Source organism: Nitrospira defluvii, from assembly GCF_905220995.1.
In the GTDB taxonomy this organism is placed as follows: domain Bacteria; phylum Nitrospirota; class Nitrospiria; order Nitrospirales; family Nitrospiraceae; genus Nitrospira_A; species Nitrospira_A defluvii_C.
On record NZ_CAJNBJ010000020.1, the window covers coordinates 201,953 to 210,085 of the forward strand.

7 protein-coding genes are annotated in these 8,133 nt (G+C 53.0%); all 7 read left to right on the forward strand.

The window, feature by feature from the left end; all coding sequences use genetic code 11:
- Positions 1–151 precede the first annotated feature (151 nt).
- Positions 152–1,030 (forward strand): IS3 family transposase, encoded by an 879-nt coding sequence (locus KJA79_RS21605; RefSeq protein WP_213044171.1) that lies wholly within the window; start codon positions 152–154, stop codon positions 1,028–1,030.
- 564 nt (positions 1,031–1,594) lie between these two features.
- On the forward strand, positions 1,595–2,533 hold the full coding sequence (locus KJA79_RS21610) for a hypothetical protein (RefSeq protein WP_213044172.1): 939 nt from the start codon (positions 1,595–1,597) through the stop codon (positions 2,531–2,533).
- 111 nt (positions 2,534–2,644) lie between these two features.
- On the forward strand, positions 2,645–3,556 hold the full coding sequence (locus tag KJA79_RS21615; RefSeq protein WP_213044173.1) for a tyrosine-type recombinase/integrase: 912 nt from the start codon (positions 2,645–2,647) through the stop codon (positions 3,554–3,556).
- A 393-nt stretch (positions 3,557–3,949) separates the two neighbouring features.
- Positions 3,950–4,852, forward strand: coding sequence for a type IV toxin-antitoxin system AbiEi family antitoxin domain-containing protein (locus KJA79_RS21620; RefSeq protein WP_213044174.1), 903 nt, complete (start codon positions 3,950–3,952; stop codon positions 4,850–4,852).
- 7 nt (positions 4,853–4,859) lie between these two features.
- Complete coding sequence (locus tag KJA79_RS21625) at positions 4,860–5,711, forward strand: nucleotidyl transferase AbiEii/AbiGii toxin family protein (protein WP_213044175.1); 852 nt, start codon at positions 4,860–4,862, stop codon at positions 5,709–5,711.
- Positions 5,712–6,541: 830 nt separating this feature from the next.
- Positions 6,542–7,051, forward strand: coding sequence for a helix-turn-helix domain-containing protein (locus KJA79_RS21630; protein ID WP_213044176.1), 510 nt, complete (start codon positions 6,542–6,544; stop codon positions 7,049–7,051).
- A 235-nt stretch (positions 7,052–7,286) separates the two neighbouring features.
- The coding region (locus KJA79_RS21635) for a TnsA endonuclease N-terminal domain-containing protein (RefSeq protein WP_213044177.1) at positions 7,287–8,133 on the forward strand (847 nt) is incomplete at its 3' end.

Genomic DNA, 8,133 nt, shown 5'->3' on the forward strand with positions numbered 1-8,133 from the left:
AGCGGGTAACCTCGTCTTTAGAGCGTAGCCTTCGAGGCTCGAAAAAAGAATGGGGCGCCCCTCTGGTCCAGCTGAATGTGCCAGAGAGCACGAATGGGAGGATGGACGACGTATCCCCCCTTCTCCGAACATCTTGACAGCGGCACCCTTCATGGGAGCTCTAAGGCCTCGGGACCGGCGGGCCCTCGCCCGCTGGGCGCAGGTGACCTATCAGGTCAGCGAGCGCCGGGTGTCGAGGCTGTTGCCGATGGCGCGCGCTTCATTGCGGTATCAGGGGCACCGTGATCCGCAGGAGGCGTTGCGGATCCGGTTGCGCGAGTTGGCCGCGGCACGGGTGCGGTTCGGGTATCGGCGACTGACGGTGTTGCTGAGACGGGACGACTGGCGCGTGAACGCCAAACGCATCTATCGGCTCTATACGGAAGAAGGGCTGACGGTGCGGACGAAACGCCGGACGAAGGCGGCCGGCCGAGCCCGTGTACCGCAGCCAGAGGCAACCGCCCCGAACCAACGGTGGAGCATGGACTTCATGAGCGAACGGGTCGCCGATGGTCGGTCGTTTCGAATCCTGACGGTCGTCGATCAATTCACCCGTGAATGCCTCTGCCTGCTGGCCGATCGGTCGCTGACAGGCGAGAAGGTGGCCCAGGCCTTAGAGCTGCTCGTGGGGCAGCGAGGTACCCCGCGTTCGATCACCGTGGACAACGGCAGCGAATTTGCCAGTCGTGTCATGGATGCCTGGGCCTATCGCCACGGGATTCAGCTCGACTTTATTCGCCCGGGCAAACCGGTCGAGAACGGGTTCATCGAGAGCTTCAACGGGCGTCTTCGAGATGAGTGTTTGAACGTGGAAGTCTTCTTCACGCTCGAGGATGCGCGGGAAAAATTAACGCGGTGGCAGGAGGATTACAATAATCTACGTCCCCACAGTTCGCTACAGGACGTGACACCAGCCGCCTTTGCCGCGGGCTGGGCTCCGCTGCCCCAGAGAGCCCCCGCCGCTCTCGAATTACTGGAGGCGCTCACGTGAGCTATGGTAGTTTCGATTCGCCGCATTGGCGGCTCAAACCGATCACGCGCAGGCCAATTCCTCAGGTCTCGTTTGGTCTACATTCGCGGGGCGGGTCAACCGTTAGCCCTACCAATCTAACCGAGTGCGCTTCCACACTTCTGCGATTCGCCTGATCCAGAGCGGGGTTTAAGGTATCGTTCATTTCGTGCCTTTGTCTGCCCATGTTTTTGCATAGCTCCCCCCAACGATGTTCTCCATGCCTTGTCTTGAGTTGAGGTTCGCGCGTCAGGGTTCTGCTTCTTGGTCCAAGAACCGTGTAAGCTCCCGATCAAGTAGATCCCGCGAGGCAAGAACTTCTGGTCTCAGACCAGGCCTGATACACGGCAAACAGTAGGATGTTTAGCTACTTGGCGGCATGGGAGTTTGCTGTCAGAATTTCTGCTCGACTCCAAACACTGCGCCTGTACCACGATGCTCTTCGAGCCATTTGAGACAAATGCGTGACCTTTATAGCGGTGCGTAACATGCACGTCGATCTTGCGACAGGCCAGATGTGCACTGATTGACCAAATTGAATAGCACATGAAGAAATACATCGCTGTCTTTGATGAAACTGGAACCAGTAATCGCCCGCAGTCAACCGAGGAGTCTGGCTTTGGAGTGGGAGCAGTTCTGTTTCCATTGGCACAGGCTCCAGAATTAGCCCGGATTTCGAAACACCTCGGCTCAATTGTTGGCAAAGAGGATTATAAATACAAGGACGTGCTCCAAAACGAGGCAGCCAGGGAGGTTTTCGTCCAGACGCTGAATCGTACGAGTCTCTCCATACATCTGTTCGCGTTCTATGCTCATGGCGCCTGCATGATTCATGAAGGCCGACGAACAAAAGACGCGGCCTTGGCTTATGGGAGGGAGTATAAACAACGGTCCTCTCCAAGAGGCGAACGATTTGTTCCCTTCGATTCGTTCATCGCCTACATGGCCTCCTGTATCGCAGCCCATGCGGCGACGAATGTAGACATCTATTGGGATCGTCGCACAGATCTGGATCAAATCAAGGCATCGTTTGATGAACACATCGCCCGCCAATCCGCCACACAAAGATATCGAAATGTGGCTGAGCGTGTGTCGTTTAAGGGGCGCGCACAAAATGACTTGGCGTTGATTACACGTCTGGCCGGGGTCCTTGCCGGCGATGTTTGGAGATACTTTGAGTCACACGGCCCCAAGATATGGACTGCCCTCGACGTTACAGGTCTGCCGGGGGAATATGATCCGCACATGACCATTGATGATCCCGACGTGACAGGGCCTCCTTGTGTCGCCGTCTTCATGGAACGACTCATTAAGGTAGCGCCCGTGCGGACCTCGGTCACGAGTATGTTGCAGGGGTATTACATGCGATTCCTAAAAAATGAGAACAAGGAGAACCTACTTTCGTTCGGTGATCCTCATGGACGCCTGGGAATAATCGGGATAGTCAATGGCCACCACTGGAAGATCTATCAATTACCAGATTAAGAACGTATTTCCATTCGCTCGGGAAGTGCATTGCACGTAAGACGTGATAAGATAGACTATCACGAACTGAGAGTAGGGCTCACAGTTTGAGCTGCGCAAAAAGAACGACCCATGAGTGAAAAGACAATGACCCGGGCACAGTGGACCCAGCTGTGCGATCAGGTGGTTCTGGCTTGTGCCTCTCAACATTCACAACGCGCCTATCGTGCGTCAGCCTCGATGTATCGGGCGTGGGTTGCACGGACGAAGCTGATGCTGTTGTCGAAGACGACGGTTCTGCGCTACCGTGACTATCTGCTGCTCACCAAGAAGCTCGCTCCGAAATCGATCAATCTCCATCTAACTGTCCTTCGCCGTCTAGCGCATGAAGGGATGGCCGAACAAGTGCTCGATACCCCGACAGGAATGGCAATTCTCCGCATTCCGATGGTTCCCAATCGTGGGGTTCGGGCTGGAGTGTGGTTGCCACGTGAACAGGCACAGCGCATCTTGAGTGGGCCGAACGTGCGGACGATCGTGGGCAAACGGGATTATCTCGTGTTGATGCTGATCCTGCGGTGTGGGCTTCGGCGGGCGGAAATTGCGCAGTTGGCGGTGACGGCGGTGCGCGAACGCGAGGGTCGATGGGTGCTCGCGAATCTGCGAGGCAAAGGGAAACGGCTTCGCACCCTTCCCCTCCCTGGCGTGGTGAAGAACGCCTGGGACCGGTGGGTCGAGGCGGCAGGGATTGAGTCCGGCCGAGTAATCCGAGCCATCAATCGCCACGGCAGCGTCTGGGGCAAGGGAGTGACGGAGGATACGATCTGGCGAATTGTTGGACGGTACGCACAGCTGGCCTTGGGGAAACATGTGGCTCCGCATGACTTGCGCCGTACCTTCGGCCGGCTGTGTTACGCACTGACCAAAGATATGCGGGAAATTCAGCAGCTGTATGGCCACAGTTCCGTGATGACGACTGAGAAGTACCTAGGCGTCGAGCCTCATCTCGTGGATTCGGTGACGGATCGGTTGGGACTGTCGTGATCGCCATCTCGATGAACAATACATCCTGAGGTGTTCCGATCGATGGTTGTGATGTTACTTCAGCGAATGCCGAAATCTACAGGTTGATTAGGTTTCGAGGATTCTCTTGAAGTAACTCGAGAAGAATAAGGTTTACTGGGGGGAATGTGGAAGAGAGAAATGAGTCGACTGATATGCAGCATTAGAATGTCCTAAGGACATTCTAATGCTGCATCACGAAGTCGTCAATACTAAAAGTGATATAAGCCTATAGTTGTAAAAGCGGTGGCTATATTGACAAGTCAGTATGGAGAGGTGTATATGTCCTTAGGACATATACACCTCTCCACGTATGCTTCGTGATCCTCGTTTCCTCAATGTTGTCACTTTGTAATTCCACGAAGGCTCTATCCAATGTCACTGGATCTTGCAGGTGCGGCAACCCTTGAAATTGGACGACTGACTCAGCCAGTTCTGACAGAGTATGAACTCGGTCGTCTTTTATTCGACCTTTACGACAAGAAACAGGTCGAAGGGCTGAAAATCGGACGATTAAAAAAGTCCGTCCCGGATATTGGTGATTTCGGATCGCTACTCCGCACCCTGCTGAGTCGAGGTATCTTGCGAAAGAGACGAGATTTCCGGGGGAGTGTGTACAATATTTTGGGGAAGACGCAGTTCACGCCAGAAGACATTTTGTGCTCGGTGGATCCGTTTGCCTATCTTTCACATCTGAGTGCGATGGCCTATCATGGGCTGACCAATCGAATTCTCACCACCATTTTTTATAGTACTCCCCAACAAACGAAATGGTCTAGCTTTGCGGTGCTCAGAATGAGGTCAGATCTCGGCGAGCACCTGCAAGCCTACCGTGACGGGAGTCTGCCTCGACTGACGCGCATCCGCTTTGCCCGAATTGACAAAAAACCAGTGCATAAGTACGCAAGCGCCCATACTGGTGCATTCAAAATCGGGAAGGAGCGAGTCCTACGAGTCTCGACAATCGGCCGAACATTTCTGGATATGGTTCGCGCCGCACACCTGTGCGGCGGGATTAATCATGTTATCGAAGTGTATGAGGCTCATGCGAGACAGTATGAAGCGTTGATTGTCGAGGAGATTGATCGACATGGCACGCTGATCGATAAAGCCCGAGCTGGGTATGTGCTCGATGAACGGTGTGGGATCACAGGGAACGCAACTATTGAGAAGTGGGCGACGACTGTCCAGCGGGGCGGTTCCCGGAAGCTGGACCCCCTTTCTGAATACAGCTCCCGCTATTCCGCACGCTGGTGCCTGTCACTTAATCACAGCTGAGGCATGCATGGAGGAATGTGACATTGCTGCTTGGGTCCAGAAGGCGCCTGATGCCGCGCAACGAGAACTTCGACAGGCGGTCCACACCGTGTTGGTGGCAATTGGCCGTTCATCCGATCTTCAACCCCACATGATCATAAAGGGGGGCATCCTTCTCGCGATTCGGTACGAGAGTTCGCGATATACGCGGGACATTGATTTCTCAACAGCCCAACGATTCGCTGAATTTGATCAGGAGACCTTTCGTTCGAAGTTTGAAGGCCGGCTTGCAGTGGCGGTCGAGGAGCTCGACTACGGAGTGGATTGCCGCGTGCAATCTTATGCGGTAAGACCAAAACGAGCAGACGCCGAATTTCAAACCATTCAAATGACACTAGGATATGCGGAAAAGGGAACGAGAAAACATGGTCATCTCGTGGCCAAGAACTGCCCCGATGTGGTGGATGTGGATTACAGTTTTAACGAACAGACCAGCTCGGTGGATCAACTTCGTTTTCCTGACGGGACCGTCATTCATGCGTATAGCTTCATTGACCTAATGGCAGAGAAACTGAGAGCGCTCCTTCAGCAAGAAGTCAGAAACCGAGTGCGCCGACAGGATGCCTACGATCTCTTCCGGATGATCAAAGACTATCCCGTGACCGATGAGCTGGTGAAAGCAGTGATTCTTGAGGCCTTGAAGTCTAAGGCCGCCTCTCGTGGCCTCACAGTGGATCGAACGTCTATGGCGAGCCCTGCGATTATCCAGCGTTCGAAAAAAGAGTATCCTCAATTAGCCAATGAGATTCGTGAGGACTTACCTCCCTTTGAGGAAGTCTATGGAACCGTGCGCGTGTTTTTCGAATCCCTGCCCTGGTAGCACATTGGGTTTCCGCGTTTCAAAATGCGACAGTGGTCAAGAGTTACCTCCTAAAAGATGAGCGTTGCTCATTCGGTGGTGAAGAAATATGTTACCCGTGGAAAAGTCACCGGTCACGGGCAGCTGAGCATGGTCGACAGCTTCTCCATTGCCGCCAGCGACTGACTCTAACGTTCGTGTCAAGCTCTGAAAAACCAAAAGGCCCGGATTTCTCCGAGCCTTTATGAGTCGGCTTGCAAGCTAAGCGCAAACCCCCGAGCACTGCTCCTATGAACATAACCATACCGCACTCTCCAGTCGGTTTCCAGTCGTTCCGAACGAGTGCCATGGTGCAACGAGACGCCAGATAAGCCTCGCCCTCCCCTACACCGTAGATCTCGCTCCAACTCAGCAGTTCGCTACCTGGGGCGTAGGTGCCTGGTATACTATGCGTTACCTCACCAACAAAACAAAGAGCCAGAATCTTTTTCTTCGGAATTTCGGACGCGCGCCCCCCAAGAATGTTGCTAGGACAGGTAGACTCTTGGTATACCAGGTACTATGGAATCAAGCAGACCATTGATCACATCAGACCTGTGTGAGCTGACATTAAAGTTGTAGCCTTGACATTAAAGTCCTAGACTTGACATTAAAGTTGTAGACTCTCCAATCGGAGAATTACCGCACTGCATTTTCATGTCTCCCGTCTCCGTCCAAATTACGGTAGAACCCCTTTTTAATTAACCGAGCACACGTCCGTACTTCTGTACCTGGCGAACTCGCCACTTCAGAAGGGACTGATTGTGTGTTCATATGATTCGAACAGCATTTACGACACAAAACTGACCTCAATGAAGAACGATTTTGGCAAATATCTGCGGAGCTTACGCCTAGCAAAGAAGCTTGGTCTACGCGAACTAGCACGGGTGGTTTCTGCAAACGTTGAAGGACGAGGTATTACTCACGCCTATCTCAGCATAATTGAATCAGGTCGTAATCCACCCCCGCGTATTCCAATCCTGCATGGCCTCGCCGCAGCATTAGGGGTGCCCCCCATCGAGATGGAAATGGCTGCGAGCGGCTGGGAGATCATTCTTGTTCAAGACTTATTACAGGCCAATTCCAGGAGGACACCTGTTCCAGACATTAGGAAACTAGATGGCCTTTCCCCTAAACAGGTCCTCCTCACACTCTCCAAAGCCTATGACACATCCCCCCTGTCTCTGAATATTCCAAAATGTATCTTTCTCGACACGCCTCGGCCATTTATCGCGTTCCATCCATCCACTCAAACTCAACGGGAGACACTAAAGAAAGTGTCCGGCAAACAGCAGAAACTCGCCTCAGAACCATCTCACTAGGCAGTATATCCTGGCCCTACCGTCTGTTACGTCTCCACCGACACCGTCGTCGCGCATAGCTGACGACCTCTCCTAGTCCCATCGCTATTACCATCGCAGGTTTCCTTTCCTCAAAATCGAGCCAATCGCCATAACCCGGCACGGATGAAGACGCGGCCACCATCATGACACTTGACATGAATGGTAACTTTTTTTTACCATTTGGCACCTTTCAGGCTGAGCGAGACCATCATCCATGCCTACCTACAAACAGGTCGTTACGCCGGAACTCATTGCTCGCTGGATCCAGCAGGGGAGAGGAAAGGGAGAATACTTTGCGTATAAACCGTGGCTAACCGTTTTTGATTTCAGCTCTCGCGGTCTACGCACCAGACTGAAGGGCGCGACCACTGGGCGTATTCACCACCTCTTCAGCCGCCTGGAGCTCATCTTCTTCCACTTAGCAGACCTCGATAATGAGGTTCTGGATATTCGCGAACAGTATCCTCTCTTTCCTCAGGACAATACTGTGGCTATTGCGAATTCACTCGGATTTAAACACCCGACTGATCCAAAGAGTAAGCATCCAATCATTATGACAACCGACTTTTTGTTGACGCTTGGGTCTCGTGACAAAGTCCACTATCAAGCATGGTCGGTAAAGTACGAACGAGACCTCTACAAAACTCGTACTCTACAGAAACTAGAAATCGAGCGACAGTTCTGGCACATGCTCGGTATTCCCTGGCGCATCTTTACAGAAGCCACGATCAGCAAGCCATTCATCAGCACGCTCAGACGGCTCCATCCCTACAAAAGTCCAACCTCCATAGAGTTTATCCCTCAAGAACTAACTGAGAACATTAAGACCCTTCTCCTCAATGAAGTACGGCCCGGGGTCAAATTGGCTCCCATCACCAACTCCTGCGACAACATCTTCCAATTGAGGCCTGGAACCTCACTGCAAGTCGCACGGCATATGCTGGCGAACTCGTACTGGCCTATCGATTTCACCAGATACACCTCACCACGAACCCCCCTGCTTTTCACCGATCGCCCATTTCGCTTCTCAGAAGGAGGGGTGACCTTCCCCCGTTTGTTAC

Coding starts and splice junctions, on each gene's coding strand:
- KJA79_RS21615 (WP_213044173.1), top strand. CDS start 2,645: ATGAGTGAAAAGACAATGACCCGGGCACAGTGGACCCAGCTGTGCGAT.
- KJA79_RS21605 (WP_213044171.1), top strand. CDS start 152: ATGGGAGCTCTAAGGCCTCGGGACCGGCGGGCCCTCGCCCGCTGGGCG.
- KJA79_RS21620 (WP_213044174.1), top strand. CDS start 3,950: ATGTCACTGGATCTTGCAGGTGCGGCAACCCTTGAAATTGGACGACTG.
- KJA79_RS21630 (WP_213044176.1), top strand. CDS start 6,542: ATGAAGAACGATTTTGGCAAATATCTGCGGAGCTTACGCCTAGCAAAG.
- KJA79_RS21625 (WP_213044175.1), top strand. CDS start 4,860: ATGGAGGAATGTGACATTGCTGCTTGGGTCCAGAAGGCGCCTGATGCC.
- KJA79_RS21610 (WP_213044172.1), top strand. CDS start 1,595: ATGAAGAAATACATCGCTGTCTTTGATGAAACTGGAACCAGTAATCGC.